General features: G+C 63.9%; 12 protein-coding genes. 9 read left to right on the forward strand and 3 right to left on the reverse strand.

Going from position 1 to position 18,105, the window contains the following annotated elements; all coding sequences use genetic code 11:
• Positions 1-202: 202 nt before the first annotated feature.
• The 4 genes from aceE to msrA all read left to right on the forward strand — a co-directional run bounded on the left by aceE (position 203) and on the right by msrA (position 8,525).
• The gene (aceE, locus tag DNK59_RS14795; protein ID WP_092318989.1) at positions 203-2,848 is read left to right on the forward strand and encodes a pyruvate dehydrogenase (acetyl-transferring), homodimeric type; all 2,646 of its coding nucleotides are present in this window, start codon (positions 203-205) and stop codon (positions 2,846-2,848) included.
• An 11-nt stretch (positions 2,849-2,859) separates the two neighbouring features.
• Positions 2,860-4,797 carry a dihydrolipoyllysine-residue acetyltransferase gene (gene aceF / locus DNK59_RS14800; RefSeq protein ID WP_110723654.1) on the forward strand — a complete coding sequence of 646 codons (1,938 nt, stop codon included), beginning with the start codon at positions 2,860-2,862 and terminating at the stop codon, positions 4,795-4,797.
• A gap of 312 nt (positions 4,798-5,109) precedes the next feature.
• Positions 5,110-7,803: a GGDEF and EAL domain-containing protein gene (locus DNK59_RS14805; RefSeq protein WP_110723655.1), complete on the forward strand. Its 2,694-nt coding sequence runs from the start codon at positions 5,110-5,112 to the stop codon at positions 7,801-7,803.
• A 74-nt stretch (positions 7,804-7,877) separates the two neighbouring features.
• Entirely contained in the window at positions 7,878-8,525 is a 648-nt protein-coding gene (gene msrA / locus DNK59_RS14810; protein WP_110723656.1) for a peptide-methionine (S)-S-oxide reductase MsrA, read from the forward strand.
• Between the two features lie 69 nt (positions 8,526-8,594).
• Here the strand turns inward: msrA and DNK59_RS14815 are convergent, their stop codons facing one another.
• The 3 genes from DNK59_RS14815 to eutH form a co-directional block, all read right to left on the reverse strand.
• Complete coding sequence (locus DNK59_RS14815) at positions 8,595-9,440, reverse strand: 23S rRNA (adenine(2030)-N(6))-methyltransferase RlmJ (RefSeq protein ID WP_110723657.1); 846 nt, start codon at positions 9,438-9,440, stop codon at positions 8,595-8,597.
• Positions 9,441-9,543: 103 nt separating this feature from the next.
• A complete protein-coding gene (locus DNK59_RS14820; protein WP_110723658.1) occupies positions 9,544-9,900 on the reverse strand; it encodes a DUF1937 family protein in 357 nt (118 codons plus the stop codon).
• Positions 9,901-9,937: 37 nt separating this feature from the next.
• A complete protein-coding gene (gene eutH, locus DNK59_RS14825) occupies positions 9,938-11,173 on the reverse strand; it encodes an ethanolamine utilization protein EutH (RefSeq protein ID WP_110723659.1) in 1,236 nt (411 codons plus the stop codon).
• 381 nt (positions 11,174-11,554) lie between these two features.
• On the opposite strand from eutH, the gene DNK59_RS14830 reads away from it, so the two are divergent.
• The 5 genes from DNK59_RS14830 (at position 11,555) to DNK59_RS14850 (ending at position 18,014) form a co-directional block, all read left to right on the forward strand.
• Positions 11,555-12,319: a DeoR/GlpR family DNA-binding transcription regulator gene (locus tag DNK59_RS14830; protein WP_110723660.1), complete on the forward strand. Its 765-nt coding sequence runs from the start codon at positions 11,555-11,557 to the stop codon at positions 12,317-12,319.
• 151 nt (positions 12,320-12,470) lie between these two features.
• Positions 12,471-13,877, forward strand: a complete 1,407-nt coding sequence (locus tag DNK59_RS14835; protein WP_110723661.1) for an NAD(P)/FAD-dependent oxidoreductase — start codon at positions 12,471-12,473, stop codon at positions 13,875-13,877.
• Entirely contained in the window at positions 13,864-15,096 is a 1,233-nt protein-coding gene (locus tag DNK59_RS14840; RefSeq protein WP_110723662.1) for an NAD(P)/FAD-dependent oxidoreductase, read from the forward strand. The genes DNK59_RS14835 and DNK59_RS14840 overlap by 14 nt, the downstream gene beginning before the upstream one ends.
• Before the next feature lie 28 nt (positions 15,097-15,124).
• Positions 15,125-16,549 carry a glycerol kinase gene (locus DNK59_RS14845; RefSeq protein WP_110723663.1) on the forward strand — a complete coding sequence of 475 codons (1,425 nt, stop codon included), beginning with the start codon at positions 15,125-15,127 and terminating at the stop codon, positions 16,547-16,549.
• A gap of 193 nt (positions 16,550-16,742) precedes the next feature.
• Positions 16,743-18,014 (forward strand): O-acetylhomoserine aminocarboxypropyltransferase/cysteine synthase family protein, encoded by a 1,272-nt coding sequence (locus DNK59_RS14850; RefSeq protein WP_110723664.1) that lies wholly within the window; start codon positions 16,743-16,745, stop codon positions 18,012-18,014.
• The last annotated feature ends 91 nt before the right edge of the window (positions 18,015-18,105 follow it).

Below are 18,105 nucleotides of genomic sequence, written 5' to 3' on the forward strand. Positions count from 1 at the left end.
AGCAGGAGGCCATAAGCCGCTCTTCTGTAGTTTTACTACTCGTATATACATTCGAAAGGCTGAAATGGCCGACGATTTGTAGTAAAACTACACGCCGCCGGATCAACCTCCGGCAATCCAAGAATTTATAATCGTCTGCCCACAAGGCCAGTCGCAAACTCAGGCAACCGATTCTGGAAGCCTTTCCGCCCTGGAGCAAGCCATGCAAGACCTCGATCCCGTCGAAACCCAGGAATGGCTGGACGCCCTGGAATCGGTTCTCGACAAAGAAGGCGAAGACCGTGCTCACTATCTGATGACCCGTATGGGCGAACTCGCGACCCGCAGCGGCTCGCAACTGCCCTACGCCATCACCACGCCGTACCGCAACACGATTCCCGTCACCCACGAAGCACGCATGCCTGGCGACCTGTTCATGGAACGCCGCATTCGCTCGCTGGTACGTTGGAACGCGTTGGCCATGGTCATGCGTACGAACCTGAAAGATTCTGACCTGGGCGGTCACATCTCCAGCTTCGCCTCCAGCGCCACCCTGTATGACATCGGCTTCAACTACTTCTTCCAGGCCCCGACCGACGAACACGGCGGCGACCTGATCTACTTCCAGGGTCACGCATCGCCAGGCGTCTACGCCCGTGCGTTCATGGAAGGCCGCATCACCGAAGAGCAAATGAACAACTTCCGCCAGGAAGTGGATGGCAACGGCCTGTCGTCCTATCCACACCCTTGGCTGATGCCTGATTTCTGGCAGTTCCCCACCGTTTCCATGGGTCTGGGTCCGATCCAGGCGATCTACCAGGCGCGCTTCATGAAGTACCTGGAAGCCCGCGGCTTCATCCCGGCCGGCAAGCAGAAAGTCTGGTGCTTCATGGGCGACGGCGAGTGCGACGAGCCGGAATCCCTGGGCGCGATCTCCCTGGCCGGCCGCGAGAAGCTGGACAACCTGATCTTCGTCATCAACTGCAACCTGCAGCGCCTCGACGGCCCGGTTCGCGGCAACGGCAAGATCATCCAGGAACTCGAAGGCGTGTTCCGTGGTGCCCAGTGGAACGTCAACAAGGTGGTCTGGGGCCGTTTCTGGGACCCACTGCTGGCCAAGGACGTCGACGGCATCCTGCAACGCCGCATGGACGAAGTCATCGACGGCGAGTACCAGAACTACAAGGCCAAGGACGGCGCGTTCGTCCGCGAGCACTTCTTCAACACCCCTGAACTCAAGGCGATGGTTGCCGATCTGTCCGACGACGAGATCTGGAAACTCAACCGTGGCGGTCACGACCCGTACAAGGTCTATGCGGCCTACCACGAGGCGGTCAACCACAAAGAGCAGCCGACCGTCATCCTGGCCAAGACCATCAAGGGTTATGGCACCGGCGCCGGCGAAGCGAAGAACACCGCGCACAACACCAAGAAAGTCGACGTTGAAAGCCTGCGGCTGTTCCGCGACCGCTTCGACATTCCGGTGAAAGACGACGACATCGAAAACCTGCCGTTCTTCAAGCCTGAAGAAGGCAGCGCCGAAGCCCGCTACCTGAGCGAGCGTCGTGCTGCGCTGGGCGGTTTCGTGCCTCAGCGTCGCGCCAAGAGCTTCAGCATCCCGACGCCGCCACTGGATACCCTCAAGGCCATCCTCGACGGTTCCGGCGATCGCGAAATCTCCACCACCATGGCCTTCGTGCGGATCCTCGCGCAGTTGGTCAAGGACAAGGAAATCGGCCAGCGCATCGTGCCGATCATCCCGGACGAAGCCCGTACCTTCGGCATGGAAGGCATGTTCCGTCAGTTGGGCATCTACTCCTCCGTCGGCCAGCTCTACGAGCCAGTCGATAAAGACCAGGTGATGTTCTACCGCGAAGACAAGAAGGGCCAGATCCTCGAGGAAGGCATCAACGAAGCGGGCGCCATGAGCTCCTTCATCGCCGCCGGTACTTCGTACTCCAGCCACAACCAGCCGATGCTGCCGTTCTACATCTTCTACTCGATGTTCGGCTTCCAGCGCATTGGCGACCTGGCCTGGGCTGCCGGCGACAGCCGTACCCGCGGCTTCCTGATCGGCGGCACCGCCGGCCGTACCACCCTCAACGGTGAAGGCCTGCAGCACGAAGACGGTCACAGCCACATGCTGGCCGGGACCATCCCGAACTGCCGCACCTATGATCCGACCTACGGCTACGAGCTGGCGGTGATCATCCAGGACGGCATGAAGAAGATGACCGAAGAGCAACAGGACGTCTTCTACTACATCACCGTGATGAACGAGTCCTACCAGCAGCCAGCCATGCCGGCCGGTGTCGAGGAAGGCATCATCAAGGGCATGTACCTGCTGGAAGAAGACACCCGCGAAGCCGCGCACCACGTGCAACTGATGGGCTCCGGCACCATCCTGCGCGAAGTCCGCGAAGCCGCGAAGATCCTGCGTGACGAGTTCAACGTCGCTGCCGACGTGTGGAGCGTGACCAGCTTCAACGAACTGCGTCGCGATGGCCTGGCCGTAGAGCGCAGCAACCGTCTGCACCCTGGCCAGAAGCCCAAGCTGAGCTACGTCGAAGAGTGCCTGAACGGCCGCAAGGGTCCGGTCATTGCCTCTACCGACTACATGAAGCTGTTCGCCGAACAGATCCGCCAGTGGGTCCCATCCAAGGAATTCAAAGTCCTGGGCACCGACGGTTTCGGCCGCAGCGACAGCCGCAAGAAACTGCGTCACTTCTTCGAAGTAGACCGTCATTTCGTGGTGTTGGCAGCCCTGGAAGCCTTGGCTGACCGTGGTGACATCGAACCCAAGGTCGTGGCTGAAGCCATCACCAAGTTCGGTATCAACCCGGAAAAACGCAACCCACTGGACTGCTGAGGAGACTTTCTGTGAGCGAACTCATTCGCGTACCTGACATCGGCAGCGGTGAAGGTGAAGTAATCGAACTGATGGTCAAGGTCGGCGATCGCATCGAAGCCGACCAGAGCATCCTGACCCTGGAGTCGGACAAGGCCAGCATGGAAATCCCTGCACCCAAGTCCGGCGTGGTCAAAAGCCTGAAAGTGAAGCTGGGCGACCGTCTGAAAGAAGGCGACGAACTGCTGGAACTGGAAGTCGAGGGTGCCGCCGCTGCGGCCCCTGCACCTGCCGCCGCTGCACCAGCCCCCGCACAAGCAGCGGCAGCACCCGCTGCCGCCGCTCCGGCTGCCGCGCCTGCCGCTGCCTCGGTGCAGCAGGTTCACGTGCCGGACATCGGTTCGTCGGGCAAGGCCCAGATCATCGAGATCCAGGTCAAGGTCGGCGACACCGTCGAGGCTGATCAATCGCTGATCACCCTGGAATCCGACAAGGCCAGCATGGAAATCCCATCGCCGGCTGCCGGCGTGGTCGAGAGCATCAGCGTCAAGCTCAACGACGAAGTCGGCACGGGCGACCTGATCCTGGCCCTGAAAGTGGCGGGTGCCTCGGCGCCTGCCGCTGCCGCCCCGGCCCAGGCCGCAGCTCCGGCCGCCGCACCTGCGCCAGCCGCTGCACCCGCCGCCCCGGTGGCCGACAGCGTGCAGGACATCCACGTTCCGGATATCGGCTCGGCCGGCAAGGCCAAGATCATCGAAGTGCTGGTCAAGGCCGGCGACAGCGTGGTTGCCGACCAATCACTGATCACCCTCGAATCCGACAAGGCCAGCATGGAAATCCCATCGCCAGCCGCCGGCATCGTGGAAAGCGTATCGATCAAGCTGGACGACGAAGTCGGCACCGGCGACCTGATCCTCAAGCTCAAGGTCAAGGGCGCCGCCCCGGCAGCCGCTCCGGCACCAGCCGCCGCCCCTGCCCCGGCGAAAGCTGAAGCTGCTCCTGCCGCCGCTGCGCCTGCCGCTGCAGCTGCGGTTGCCGCGCCAGCCAAGCCAGGCGCCAAAGTTCACGCCGGCCCGGCTGTACGCCAACTGGCCCGTGAATTCGGCGTCGAGCTGAACGCCGTGAGCCCAAGCGGCCCACACGGTCGCATCCTCAAGGAAGACGTCCAGGTCTACGTCAAGGCCATGATGCAGAAGGCCAAGGAAGCACCGGCTGCCGGCGCAACCGGTGGCGCGGGCATTCCGCCGATCCCGGTCGTGGACTTCAGCCGCTTCGGTGAAATCGAAGAAGTGCCGATGACCCGCCTGATGCAAGCCGGTGCCGCCAACCTGCACCGCAGCTGGCTGAACGTGCCGCACGTGACGCAGTTCGACTCGGCGGATATCACCGAGCTGGAAGCCTTCCGCGTTGCCCAGAAGGCCGTGGCGGAGAAGGCCGGCGTCAAGCTGACCATCCTGCCGTTGCTGCTCAAGTCCTGCGCGCACCTGCTCAAGGAACTGCCGGACTTCAACAGCTCCCTGGCTCCAAGTGGCAAGGCGATCATCCGCAAGAAGTACGTGAACATCGGCTTTGCCGTGGACACCCCGGATGGCCTGCTGGTGCCGGTGATCAAGAACGTCGACCAGAAGAGCCTGCTGCAACTGGCCGCCGAGGCTGCTTCCCTGGCCGAAAAAGCCCGGACCAAGAAGCTCTCCGCGGACGAGATGCAAGGCGCCTGCTTCACCATCTCCAGCCTCGGGCACATTGGCGGCACCGGCTTCACGCCGATCGTCAACGCACCGGAAGTGGCGATCCTCGGCGTTTCCAAGGCCACCATCCAGCCGGTCTGGGACGGTAAGGCCTTCCAGCCGAAGCTGATGCTGCCGCTGTCCCTGTCCTACGATCACCGGGTGATCAACGGCGCGGCCGCCGCACGCTTCACCAAGCGTCTGAGCGACCTGCTGGCGGACATCCGCACCATTCTGCTGTAACCCGCGAACCGGCCCCCCCGACATGGGTGGGCCGGCAGCGCACGCTTTCCGAGCGCCACGCTCGTACCTCAACCCCGTCAACTTGGCGGGGCTTTTTTTTGCCGGAAAAACGTCGCCAATCGCCCGTCATTTCATGAGGCAAAGCCCCAGAAAAGTAACTTTGCAGAAATCCTTCAGCCTGCCGATACAGGTTTATAGCACTTAGCCTTCATCTTACTTGTCAGTCGATGCGCCATGATGCAACCTTGCCGCAGGCAGCAGTAAAGAGGGCGCGAGCCCGGCGCGATCAGCAATTTCGAAGCGAGTTTCCCCATGAAAAGCCAACCCGATGCCGCCAGCCGTATGGCGGCCGAGGTAGTGACGCAGTTGCCTGTGCCCTCGCGGCTCGGCATGTTGCGTTTCGAACGGCTGAATGAAGCAAGCTGGGCGCTGCTATTTCTCGATCCCAATTGCGAACGCCAGTTCGGCCTGCCTGCCGTCGAACTCTGCGCCCTGGTGGGTTCGCCCTACGCCAGCCTGATGGAGCCCGAAGCGCGCTATCAGTTGCACGACACCATCCAGGAACAGCTGAGCAGCAGCCCCCATTACCTGATCCGCTACACCCTGCACACCGGCCAGGGCCCCTTGAGCATCCTGGAGCTGGGGGAAGCCTACAAACAGCACAACCGGCACCTGCTGCGCGGCTACCTGCTGGTCGTCGATGGCCTGTTCAGCGGCTCCGCGCCCATGCCGACCCAGGACCTGGAAACCCAGAACACCCGCCTGCAGATCGCCCTGGAACTTAACCAGCGGGCCCAGCAGGAACAGCTACAGCATCTGGAACGGGTGCGCGCCCAGCAGGACCTGATTCTGCTGCTGACCCGCCAGCGCTACAGCAGCGGCAACTCCCTGAAGGAAGCAGCCGAACTGATCACCCGCTGCGCCTGCGATATCTACCAGATCGACTGTGCCAGCATCTGGAACCTGGAAGACCAACAACTGGTGCCGATTGCCGCCTATCACCGCGGCCCCCAGGAATACCGCATGCCGGAGTCCATCGACGCCAGCAGCTTTCCCGATTACCTGGAAGCCCTGCACAGCTGCCGCGCCATCGACGCCCAGAATGCCATGCGCGACCCGCGCACCCGGGAGATGGCCGAAAGCCTGCGGCCACGGGATGTGAATGCCATGCTCGACGCCAGTATCCGCATCGACGGCCAGGTAGTCGGCGTCCTCTGCCTGGAACAGACCGGCATGACCCGCGCCTGGCAATCCGACGAGATCGCCTTCGCCGGCGAACTGGCGGACCAGTTCGCCCAGGTCATCAACAATCACAACCGACGCGCCGCCACCAGCGCCCTGCATCTATTCCAGCGTGCCGTGGAACAGAGCGCCAACGCCTTCCTGCTGGTCAACTGCGACGGCGTGGTGGAGTACGTCAACCCGAGCTTCACCGCCATCACCCAGTACAGCACCGAAGAGGTCCACGGCCATCGCCTGTCCGAACTTCCGGCCCTGGAAAACCTCAGCGAACTGCTGTTCGATGCCCCCTCCAGCCTGGCCAAGAGCAACAGCTGGCAAGGCGAGTTCAAGAGCCGACGCAAGAACCTCGAGCCCTACTGGGGCCAGCTGTCGATCTCCAAGGTCTACGGCGACAATCGTGAGCTGACCCACTACATCGGCATCTACGAAGACATCACCCAGACCAAGCTCGCCCAGCAGCGCATCGAGCGCCTGGCCTACACCGACAACCTGACCAACCTGGGCAACCGCCCCGCGTTCATCCGCAACCTGGATGAGCGTTTCGCCCGAGACAGCGATACCCCGATCAGCCTGCTGCTGGTGGACATCGACAACTTCAAGCGGATCAACGACAGCCTCGGCCACCAGACCGGCGACAAACTGCTGATCAGCCTGGCCCGGCGCCTGCGCAACAGCCTGAGCCCCAGCGGCAGCCTGGCGCGTTTTGCCAGCAACGAGTTCGCGGTGCTGCTGGACAACACCGACCTGGAATCCGGCCAACAGATCGCCAGCCAACTGCTGATGACCCTGGACAAGCCGATGTTCGTCGACAACCAGCTGATCAGCGTCACCGGCTCGGTGGGGCTGGCCAGTGCGCCGCTGCACGGCCGCGATCCCCAGACCCTGATGCGCAACGCCGGCCTGGCCCTGCACAAGGCCAAGGCCAACGGCAAGCACCAGGTGCAGGTCTTCACCGAGGCGCTCAACGCCGAAGCCAGCTACAAACTGTTCGTCGAGAACAACCTGCGTCGCGCCCTGACCCAGAACGAGCTGGACGTGTTCTACCAGCCCAAGCTGTGCCTGCGCAGCGGCCGCCTGCTGGGCATGGAAGCGCTGTTGCGCTGGAATCACCCGGAAAAGGGCATGATCCGTCCCGACCAGTTCATCAGCGTGGCGGAAGAAACCGGCCTGATCATCCCCATCGGCAAGTGGATCGCCCGTCAGGCCTGCCGCATGAGCAAACAGCTGACCGCCGCCGGCCTGGGCAACCTGCACGTGGCCATCAACCTGTCGCCCAAGCAGTTCTCCGATCCGGATCTGGTGGCCTCCATCGCCAGCATCCTCAGGGAAGAACAACTGCCGTCGTCACTGCTGGAGCTTGAGTTGACAGAGGGCCTGTTGCTGGAAGCCACCGAGGACACCCACCAGCAGCTCGAACAACTGAAAAAGCTCGGCCTGACCCTGGCCATGGACGACTTCGGCACCGGCTATTCGTCCCTGAGCTACCTGAAGAAATTCCCCATCGACATCATCAAGATCGATCGCAGCTTCATCCATGAGATCCCGGACAACCAGGACGACATGGAAATCACCTCGGCGGTGATCGCCATGGCCCACAACCTGAAGATCAAGGTGGTCGCCGAAGGCATCGAAACCGCCGAGCAACTGGCGTTCCTGCGTCGCCATCGGTGCGACGTCGGCCAGGGCTACCTGTTTGACCGACCGATTCCGGGCACCGAGCTGATTGCCAAGCTCAAGCGCTATCCGCGCGGCCCAATTGCCTGACAGCGCTGTAACACTCGGGCAAACTGCGTGTCTATCTTCCTACTGACTCCCCAACCTGACTGGAGGACTGCCCCATGGTCTTGCGCTCGGAAATTCTGGTGAACAAAAACGTGCTTCCAACCAAAGAACAAGCTCTGCCCGGCCGCGAAACGCCCATGACCGTGCCCGAAGAACACTACGTCAACGGCAACCCGCTGCTGGGTCCGTTTCCGGGCAATGTGGAATTCGCCATCTTCGGCCTGGGCTGTTTCTGGGGCGCGGAGCGGCGCTTCTGGCAGCGCGAGGGCGTGTTCAGCACGTCCGTGGGGTATGCCGGCGGCTTCACCCCGAACCCGACCTACGAAGAAGTCTGCTCGGGCCTGACCGGGCATACCGAAGTGGTGCTGGTGGTGTATGAACCGGAGAAGGTCAGCTACCAGGAACTGCTGGCCATGTTCTGGGAACTGCACAACCCGACCCAGGGCATGCGCCAGGGCAACGACGTCGGCACCCAGTACCGCTCGGTGATCTACACCACCACCCCGATCCAGCTGGAGCAGGCACTGCACAGCAAGGACGTGTTCCAGGCGGAACTGACCAAGGCCGGCCTTGGCACCATCACCACTGAAATCGCAGAAGCGCCCACCGTCTACTTCGCCGAGGCCTATCACCAGCAGTATCTGGCGAAGAACCCGGAAGGCTACTGCGGCATCGGCGGCACCGGCGTGACCTGCCCGATCTAAAGCAGCTACAAGCGGCAAGCCTCAAGCTGCAAGTGGTAGCGCTTCAGCTTGCCGCTTGCAGCTTGCAACTTACCGCTGCTCTTCGGCTATCAACCAGTCCATCTGCCAGCCGCCCTGGGTCTGACCGAGCTTCTTCGACAGCCAGGGCAGCAGCTCACGCAACTCCTCCTCCAGGCCCCACGGCGGGTTGGCGATCGCCAGGCCCGAGCCGTTCAGGCTGTTGGGGGTATCCAGCGGATGCACCAGCAATTCCACCCGCAGCAGTTTCGGCGCGCCGCTGCCGGCCAGGTCCTGGTAGAAGCGCCGCAGGGCGCGCTGGTCCTTGACCGGGTACCAGATGGCCGCCACGGTCTGGCGCATGCGGCCAATGGCTTCCTTGAGCGATGCGGCGCAGCGCTGCATTTCGTCCAGTTGCTCGAAGGGCGGGTCGATCAGCATCACCGCGCGCTTCTCCGCCACCGGCAGCAAGGCCCGGGCCACATGCCAGCCTTCACCGAGGTGCACCGCCACCCGGCGATCGCCCTTCATGTTGTCCTTGAGCAGCAGGCCGTCTTCCGGGTGTTTCTCGTTGAGCAGCACCCGATCCTGGGAGCGGGTCAGGCGCCGCGCCAGCTCCGGCGAGCCTGGGTAGTAACGCAGCTCGCCATCGGGGTTCATCTTGTGCAGCACCCGCATGTAATCGGCGGTCAGCGCCGGCAGATCCTGCTCGCCCCACAAGCGGGCGATGCCTTCCAGGTACTCGCCGGTCCGGCTCGCCTGGTCGCCCTTGAGGTCATACAGACCGATGCCGGCGTGGCTGTCGAGGTAGGCGAACGGCTGCTCCTTGCGCGACATCAGGGCGATGAGGCGGGTCAGGGTCAGGTGTTTGAAGACGTCGGCGTGATTGCCGGCGTGGAAGGCGTGACGATAGTTCATGGTTGCTCCTGCGCAGGAGCGCAAGTTTACCTTGTGTGCAGCCTGTCGTCAGTTCACCGCAGGCCCGTACCCGGCGCAGTCGACGACGGGTACGGGGAGTCGCTCAGACGAACTCGTGGCTGACCTCGGACCACAGGCTGACCCGACGTCCCGAGGATTCGAAGACCTCGATCTCGCGCTTGATCCCGCCGCTGTCCTTCCAGCCCGGCAGGTCGAGCACGATCAGTTCCTCCATCATCGCCATGTACAACGCATCCACCGGAGCCCAGAGCTTGCCGATGGCCGCGTTGTCCTTGCCCGCAAGACACAGGTTGATGGGGTGGGACATGCTCACTTGGCTGAACACCGCATGCCCGGCCTCGAGTATCCGCGCCGCCACCTGGTTGCACTGGAGAAAACGCTCGTTGACGACGGCCGGCTCGGAATGACTGTAGGGGCAGGCCAGGAAAATCTTGCGCATCGTTACCTCGAAATCATCGGTAGGTGAAGCGGGCCGTTCAGGCCCGCGCGGGTTGCAGGGCGAAAGCCGCGGCCTGCTCCTGCTCTTGCTGCTCATAACGCTGGGCGGCCGGCACCGAGATGCGGATGGCGATCGCCACCGCCAGCAAGCCGCCAAACAGTTTGCCGATGAGGATGGGCAGGATCAGGCTCGGCTGAAAGTTTGCGGTGAACGCCAGGTGATCACCGATCAGCGCCTGGGCACAGACACCCAGGGCCACGCACAGCACCTTGTCGCGAGCGGTCATGTGCTTGAACAGGTGATAGGTGGCGATGATGTTGGCGAACACCATGATGAAACCCGCGGCACCGGTGCTCGACAGGTTCAGTTGGCGCCCCAGCAGCTCCATGGGCTTCTTGCAGTAGCGCTGGAACAGGTAGCAGATCGGGAAGGTGCCGGCGAGCATGATGCCGATGTAGCCGGCAATCTCGATGGCCCGGAACAGCTCCTTCTCATCGGCGAACATCGGGTCGAAACCCCAGCCGCCAAAGTTGATGCTGAAGAACTTGGTGAAGTGCTCGACGATGCTCAGGGCCAGGATCAGCTTGATCGCCGCATCCATGATCTTGCCGAACACCAGAAAGCCCCTGACCATCATCTGCGGCCGGTAGCGCAGCCCCGCCGCCAGCAGGAAGCAGAACACGAACAATGGCGCCAGCAGCTTGAGCATGTCGACAAAGCTCAGGGACAGGTAGTACAGCGCCTCGGAGTTGGTAGAGACGATATCCCGCACCGGCAACTGGGTCGCGGTGATGATCAGCAGCGACATCAAGACCGCGAAGGGAATGCTGATCAGCCCGGCCATGGCGCCCAGGGCCAGGTACTTGTGATCCTTGCGCTCGAGCATGGTCAGCCCCACCGGGATCAGATAGACGATGGTCGCCCCCGAGGTGTAGCCCACCAGCATGGCGGTAATCCACAGGTCGCGATTGGCGGTCAGGGCATTGGCCAGCTGGTAGCCGCCCATGTCCACGGCGATGATCGACAGCGCCGCAATGGAGACGTCCGAACCCAGGGCGTTGAAGAACGGCCCCAGAGCGTGGGAAATACCCTGCGACAGATAGGGAATCGCCACCATGATCCCGGCCTGAGCCAGGAACACCGGGCCGATGGAGTGGATGCCGTTGACGAATTCCCGACCCAGGCCACTCTCGGGCTTGATGATCGACGACAAGGCGCCGAGCACGGCGCCGAGCATGATCAGGTAAATGACGTAGTTTCCAAATTCAGCCATGTGGGTTCATCTCTCTGAGCGTCATTTATAGGGTTCCCCCACCGGGGAAGTTCTTGTTGAGGCCAGCACTGGTTACCCATCGCCAAGGCGGACGATGGAGCAAGTGAGGAAACACAGGGCATATCCCGTGCCACAGTGTGTATTAGTTGTGGCTTTTACAATCAAACAATCAAATATCGGTCAATAAAATCTTGCAGCTAAGAGCTGGCAGGCCGAAAATCCAAGGGAAAGTTCATGACTGCTTAGCGTTGTGAAACGTGCAAGTAAATGCTTAACTTTCCCATCGAACTTGACCGAATACGCACACTTTTGCGTCATGAGTGTGTTTAAGTAACAAAAAATGCCCATTTGTGTGGCGAAGTACCACTAACGGAAAACACCATGCGCCCCAACGAACGACGACAGCACATTCTCGAACTCCTGCGCCAGCGGGAGCGGATTTCCGTGGAGGAGCTGGCGCGCATCACCGCCACGTCCCAGGAAACCATCCGCCGCGATCTCAGCGAACTGGCGGAAAGCGGCCTGGTCACCAAGTTCCACGGCGGCGCGGCGCTGCCTCCGACCGGCGAGCACGAGAACACCTTCCAGACCCGCATGAACGAACACGCCCAGGAGAAGCGCGCCATCGCCCGCTACGCCGCCGGCCTGTTCTGCGCCGGCGACAGCATCTTCATCGACACCGGTACCACCACCCTGTTCTTTGCCCGGGAACTGGCGCAGCACACGCGCCTGACCGTGATCACCAACTCCCTGCCGATTGCCGGCTGCATAGGCGAATCGGGCAACCGGGTGTTCATGATCGGCGGCGAATACCGCCCCGACTCGACCCAGAATGTCGGCACCCTGGCCCTGGAGCAGATCACTCGCTTCAACGCCGAACACGCGGTGATCACCATCGGCGCCCTGAATGAAGACGGCGCCATGGACTTCTCCATCGAAGAAGCCGAAGTGGCCCGCGCCATGATTGCCCAGGCCCGCCAGCTGACGGTGATCGCCGACTCCTCGAAACTCGAGCGGCGCGGCCTGTTCAAGGTCTTCCCCCTGGAACGCATCGACCGTCTGGTGATCGATCGCCAGCCCGGCCCGGAGCTGCTGGCGGCACTGGAAAAGGCCAAGGTGCAGGTACACCTGGTGCCGCAGGCCTGAGTCGCAGCGCCGAAAACATCAGCAGTCGAAAAAGCCACACCCAAATGACCGATATATGACCGAATAACAAATAAAAACAACAATTCTGGCCCGTATTGTGCTTTGCTTGCAGCACCGCTCTTGGGTGTTACTGCAGGAAACAGGCATTTATATGACCGAACTCTATCCGAACAATGTGACTTTCGACGTGGCCATAGTCGGTGGCGGCGTCGTCGGTTGCGCCATGGCCCGGCGCTTCGCTCTGGAAGGCGCGCGGGTGGTGCTGCTGGAAAAGGGCAGCGACATTCTCTCCGGGGCCAGCAAGGCCAACAGCGCCATCCTGCATACCGGCTTCGATGCCCCCAGTGGCAGCCTGGAACTGCAATGCATGCAGGCCGGGTACCAGGAGTACCTGGACATCCACCCGAAGATGAACCTGCCCCTGCTCAAGAGCGGCGCCCTGGTCGTGGCCTGGAATACCGAGGATCAGGCCAAACTTCCCGGCATCCTCGCCCAGGCCCGGGCCAATGGCGTGAACAACGCACGCCTGCTGGAACGGGGCGAGATCCTGGCCCTGGAGCCCCATCTGGCCAATCACGCCTGCGGCGCGGTACTGGTGCCCGACGAGCACCTGATCGACCCCTGGTCAGCACCGCTTGGCTATCTGCAACAGGCCATGGCCCATGGCACCCGGGTGCAGTTGTGCTGCGAGGTGGAGCAAGGCCAGTTCGACGGTGAACGCTGGACCCTCTACACCAACCAGGGCAGCCTGCACGCCGCCCAGGTGATCAACTGCGCCGGGCTGTTCGGTGACACCCTGGAACACAATCTGCTGGGCCACAGCGAATTTCGCATCATGCCGCGCAAGGGCCAGTTCGTGGTCTTCGACAAGGCGGCGGCCAAGCTCCTGCAGCGCATTGTCCTGCCGGTGCCCAACGAGCGCACCAAAGGCATCGTCCTGACCCGCACGGTCTACGGCAACCTGCTGGTCGGCCCCACCGCCGAAGAGCAGGACGACCGGATTCACGCCGGGCTCGACGGTGCCACCCTGCAAAGCCTGATCGATGCCGCCGTGGAGCGCATCCCGGCCCTGGCCGGCGTCCCGGTGACCGCCACCTACGCCGGGCTGCGCCCCGCCAGCGAAAAGAAGGAGTACCGGATCCACGCCGATCATGCCCGACACTGGATCACCGTCGGCGGCATCCGCTCCACTGGGCTCACCGCGGCCCTGGGCATTGCCCGGCATGTCTACCAGCTGTACAGCCAGCGCTGCCAGCATTCGCCGGTGGCGCAACCGAGCTGGCCGCGGATGCCCAATCTCGCCGAGCACCTGCCCCGCGACTGGCAACAACCCGGCTACGGCGAAATCGTCTGCCATTGCGAACTGGTGACCCGCCGCGAGATCGAGAACGCCCTGAACAGCCCCCTGCCCCCCGGCGATATCGGCGGGCTCAAGCGCCGTACCCGAGCCTGCATGGGCCGGTGCCAGGGCTTCTATTGCTCGGCCCAGGTCGCCGAACTCAGTGCCAGCCAGCTGGCCATCCCTCTTGCCACAGGTCGTTGCCATGCACAGCACTGAACAGCTTCAGGCCGAAGCGGCCATCATCGGCAGCGGGCCGGCCGGCCTTGCCGCCGCCATCGAACTGCGCCGCCAGGGCATCGGCCCGGTGATTGTCATCGAGCGGGAAAACGAAGCCGGCGGCATTCCCCGGCACTGCGCCCATCCGCCTTTCGGCATGGGCGAGTACCAGCGCATTCTCTGCGGCCCGGCCTATGCCCGGCGTAATGTCGAGGCGGCGCTCAAAGCCGGGGTCGTGTTGCTGCTGCGGCACACCGTACTCAGCCTCGAACCCGGCGGCCTGCTGCATCTGGCCAGTCCCGACGGGCCGCGGCTGGTGCGGGCGCGCAAGGTGCTGATCGCCACCGGCGCCCGGGAAACCCCGCGCTCGGCTCGCCTGCTGTCCGGGGACCGGCCAGTGGGGGTGATCAACACCGGGGCCCTGCAGAACTTCCTCTATGTGCGGCAGCTCAAGCCCTTCGAACGACCGCTGATCATCGGCACCGAACTGGTCAGCCTGTCCGCCGTGCTCAGCTGCCGGCGGGCCGGCATCCACCCGGTGGCGGTGCTGGAGGCCAACCAGCGCGCCACCGCCCGCTGGCCGTTGACCCTGTTTCCGCGCCTGCTGGGCATCCCCATGCACTTGGGCGCGCAGTTGCTGGCGATCAATGGCAACGGGCGCGTGGAGTCGGCAAAGGTACGCCTGGCCGACGGGCAGATCCGCGAGATCCCCTGCGACGGCGTGCTGCTCACCGGCCAGTTCACTCCGGAATCGAGCCTGGTGCGCCAGAGCCACCTGCAACTGGACAGCGGCAGCAACGGGCCGAAGATCGACCAGTACGGGCGCTGCTCGGACCCGGCCTACTTCGCCGCCGGCAACCTGCTGCGGCCAATCGAGACGGCCGGCTGGTCCTATCGCGAGGGGCGGCGGATCGGCGCCCTGATGGCCCTGGCGCTCAACGGTCAATTACCCGACAGCCAGGACGTCCTGACCCTCAAGTACGCCGCCCCGATCAAGCTCGGCGTGCCGGCGCAGCTGGTGCGCAGCGAGCTGCCCGGCCTGCGGCACATCCAGCTGCGAGTCACCCAGGCCGTCAGCGGCACCTTGCGGGTCCGCGCCCACGGCAAGGACCTCTGGAGCCGACCGGTATCGGCCCTGCCGGAACGCCGCCTGCTGATCCCCCTCAAGGAATTGACGCTGCCCGGACACATCGACCAACTGGATATCTGCATCGACTAGCCCGGCCCACCCAACAAGAGAGAACACCATGCGAATAGCCGCACTTGATCAGGGCACCACCAGCACCCGCGTACTGGTGGTGGACATGCAAGGCCGGGCCGACATCCAACTGGCCCTGCGTCATCAGCAGCATCATCCGCGTCCGGGCTGGGTCGAGCAGGACCCGCTGGAACTGCTGGCCAACCTGCAACGCTGTCTGGAAGCCACCGGCCGGGTCGACGCCATCGGCCTGGCCAACCAGGGCGAAAGCTGCCTGGCCTGGGACGCCATCACTGGCGCGCCGCTGTCGCCGGTGATCGTCTGGCAGGACAACCGCACGGCCGCCCATATCGAGGAACTGCGGGCCGACGGGGCCGAGGCCCTGACCCTGGAACGGGCCGGCCTGCCCCTGGATGCCTACTTTTCCGCCAGCAAGCTGGCCTGGATCGTCCGCCATCTGCCCGAGGCACAAGCCGCCCTGAACGCCGGCCGCCTGCGCCTGGGCACCACCGACGCCTACTTCCTCGACCGCCTGACCGGGGTCTATGCCACCGACATCACCACCGCCTCGCGTACCTCGCTGATGAACCTCGCCAGCGGCCAGTGGGACCCGCAACTCTGCGCCCTGTTTGGCGTGCCCTTGCAGGCCCTGCCGCAAATCCGCGCCACGGTCGGCGACTTCGGGCGCATCGGCCAGACCCCCATCAGCGCTTCGGTGGTCGACCAGCAGGCCTCGCTCTACGGCCACGGCTGCCGCAAACCGGGGGACGCCAAGATCACCTTCGGCACCGGCGCCTTTGCCCTGACCGTCACCGGCGAGCAGATCATCCGCGCCCCGGAAAAAGGCCTGCTGGCCACCGTGGCCTGGCAGGCCGACGGCCAGCCGGTGTACGCCATGGACGGTGGCGTCTATGACGCCAGCGCCGCAGTGGAGTGGGCCGGGCGCCTGGGCCTGTTCAGCGATTTCTCGGAACTGGCGGCCTTCGACCAGCCCCCGGCGATTTCCCGCGACCTGGCCTTCGTTCCAGCCCTGTCCGGGCTTGCCTGCCCGCATTGGGACCGCAGCGCCGGAGCGGTGTGGATCGGCATGAACGCCGCCACCAGCCGCCAGGACCTGTGCCAGGCGGTACTGGAGGGCGTGGCCCTGCGCAGCGCCGAAGTGATCAGCGCCATGGACGCCCACCTCAATGTCACCGACCAGCTGTCGATCGACGGCGGGCTGGCCCGCAGCCCGTATTTCGCCCAGTTCCTGGCCGACATCCTGCAGCGCAGCATCGTCACCCAGCGCTTCGACGAACTCACCGCCCTGGGCTGCGCCGCCCTCGCCGCCCGTGGCCTGGGCCTGGAGTTGCCGGCCCTGGACAACACCAGTACCTACTATCGGCCGCGCATCGACCCGGCCACCGCAACAGCCTGGCGCCACACCTTCAGCGGCGCGGTGAGCCGCGCCCAGGGCTGGTCGCAACCACGCTGAAACGCTCCAGCGGCCAAGGACGGCCGCGACTGCGCCAGCACGCCCGCGCTCCCCTTGCCGATCCACCACGCCTATTGGACACTGACCCGCCCGCCACCGAGCGGCGGATACAGCAAGCGGTTGCTGGCGACTCAGACACACGGGACCACTGACTGCTGCACTCAATAATGGATGAATGCTGAGTCGAGGATTTATGAAAGACGCAACGATTGCGCTGCACCATGGATTCAAGTCGGACCCGACCACCAAGGCCGTGGCCGTGCCCATCTATCAGAACGTCGCCTTCGAGTTCGACAACGCCCAGCACGGTGCCGACCTGTTCAACCTGGATGTGCCCGGCAACATCTACACCCGCATCATGAACCCCACCAACGATGTGCTGGAACAGCGCATGGCCGCCCTGGAAGGCGGGATCGCCGGGCTAGCGGTGGCCGCTGGCAGCGCCGCGATCCACTACGCGATCCAGACCCTGACCCAGGCCGGCGACAACGTTGTTTCCACCCCGCAACTGTACGGCGGCACCTACACCCTGTTCGCCCACTTGCTGCCGAGCTTCGGCGTCGAAGTGCGCTTCGCCCGGGACGATTCCCCTGCCGCCATCGCCGAGCTGATCGACGACAAGACCAAGCTGGTGTACTGCGAAAGCATCGGCAACCCGGCGGGCAACATCGTCGACATCGAGGGCCTGGCCCAGGCAGCCCACGCCCGCAACGTGCCGCTGATGGTGGACAACACCGTGGCCACGCCGATCCTGTGCAAGCCGATCCAGTTCGGCGCCGACATCGTGGTGCACTCGGTGACCAAGTACGTCGGCGGCCACGGCAACTCCCTGGGCGGGGTGATCGTCGACAGCGGCAACTTCCCCTGGGCCGAGCATCCGCAGAAGTTCGCCAGCCTCAATACCCCGGAGCCGGCCTACCACGGCGTGGTCTACACCGAGAAGTTCGGCCCGGCGGCCTTTATCGCCCGGGCCCGCACCGTACCGTTGCGCAACACCGGCGCGGCGCTGGCGCCGATGAACGCCTTCCTCCTGCTGCAAGGCCTGGAAACCCTGGCCCTGCGCATGGAGCGCCATACCGATAACGCCATCAAGGTCGCGCAGTTCCTCAAGAACCACCCGCTGGTGGCCTGGGTCAGCTACGCCGGCCTGCCCGATCACCCGCACCATGAACTGGCGCGCAAGTACATGCAGGGCAAGCCGTCGGCGATCCTCTCCTTCGGCCTCAAGGGCGGCTACGCCGCGGGCGTGCGCTTCTATGACGCCCTGCAGATCTTCAAGCGCCTGGTGAACATCGGCGACGCCAAGTCCCTGGCCTGCCACCCGGCCTCCACCACCCACCGGCAGATGAACGAAGAAGAGCAGGCCAAGGCCGGGGTCAAGCCGGAGATGATCCGGCTCTCGGTGGGCATCGAAGCCATCGAAGACCTGCTCGAAGACCTCGATCAGGCGCTGCGCCAGGCCTGAGCCCTGGGCCCGCCGCCTGAGGCTGGCGGGGCCCGGGCCCGGTCTCACTATGGTTGTTCTCGTCTACTCCGCTTGCGCCGCCGACGAAACA

Source organism: Pseudomonas sp. TKO26 (assembly GCF_003225665.1).
Lineage (GTDB): Bacteria > Pseudomonadota > Gammaproteobacteria > Pseudomonadales > Pseudomonadaceae > Aquipseudomonas > Aquipseudomonas saponiphila.

What these genes read in the sequence shown, in the direction of transcription:
- msrA (WP_110723656.1), top strand. Translation starts at nt 7,878, where the DNA reads ATGGTCTTGCGCTCGGAAATTCTGGTGAACAAAAACGTGCTTCCAACC.
- DNK59_RS14845 (WP_110723663.1), top strand. Translation starts at nt 15,125, where the DNA reads ATGCGAATAGCCGCACTTGATCAGGGCACCACCAGCACCCGCGTACTG.
- DNK59_RS14820 (WP_110723658.1), bottom strand. Translation starts at nt 9,900, where the DNA reads ATGCGCAAGATTTTCCTGGCCTGCCCCTACAGTCATTCCGAGCCGGCC.
- eutH (WP_110723659.1), bottom strand. Translation starts at nt 11,173, where the DNA reads ATGGCTGAATTTGGAAACTACGTCATTTACCTGATCATGCTCGGCGCC.
- DNK59_RS14815 (WP_110723657.1), bottom strand. Translation starts at nt 9,440, where the DNA reads ATGAACTATCGTCACGCCTTCCACGCCGGCAATCACGCCGACGTCTTC.
- DNK59_RS14830 (WP_110723660.1), top strand. Translation starts at nt 11,555, where the DNA reads ATGCGCCCCAACGAACGACGACAGCACATTCTCGAACTCCTGCGCCAG.
- DNK59_RS14850 (WP_110723664.1), top strand. Translation starts at nt 16,743, where the DNA reads ATGAAAGACGCAACGATTGCGCTGCACCATGGATTCAAGTCGGACCCG.
- aceE (WP_092318989.1), top strand. Translation starts at nt 203, where the DNA reads ATGCAAGACCTCGATCCCGTCGAAACCCAGGAATGGCTGGACGCCCTG.
- DNK59_RS14835 (WP_110723661.1), top strand. Translation starts at nt 12,471, where the DNA reads ATGACCGAACTCTATCCGAACAATGTGACTTTCGACGTGGCCATAGTC.
- DNK59_RS14840 (WP_110723662.1), top strand. Translation starts at nt 13,864, where the DNA reads ATGCACAGCACTGAACAGCTTCAGGCCGAAGCGGCCATCATCGGCAGC.
- DNK59_RS14805 (WP_110723655.1), top strand. Translation starts at nt 5,110, where the DNA reads ATGAAAAGCCAACCCGATGCCGCCAGCCGTATGGCGGCCGAGGTAGTG.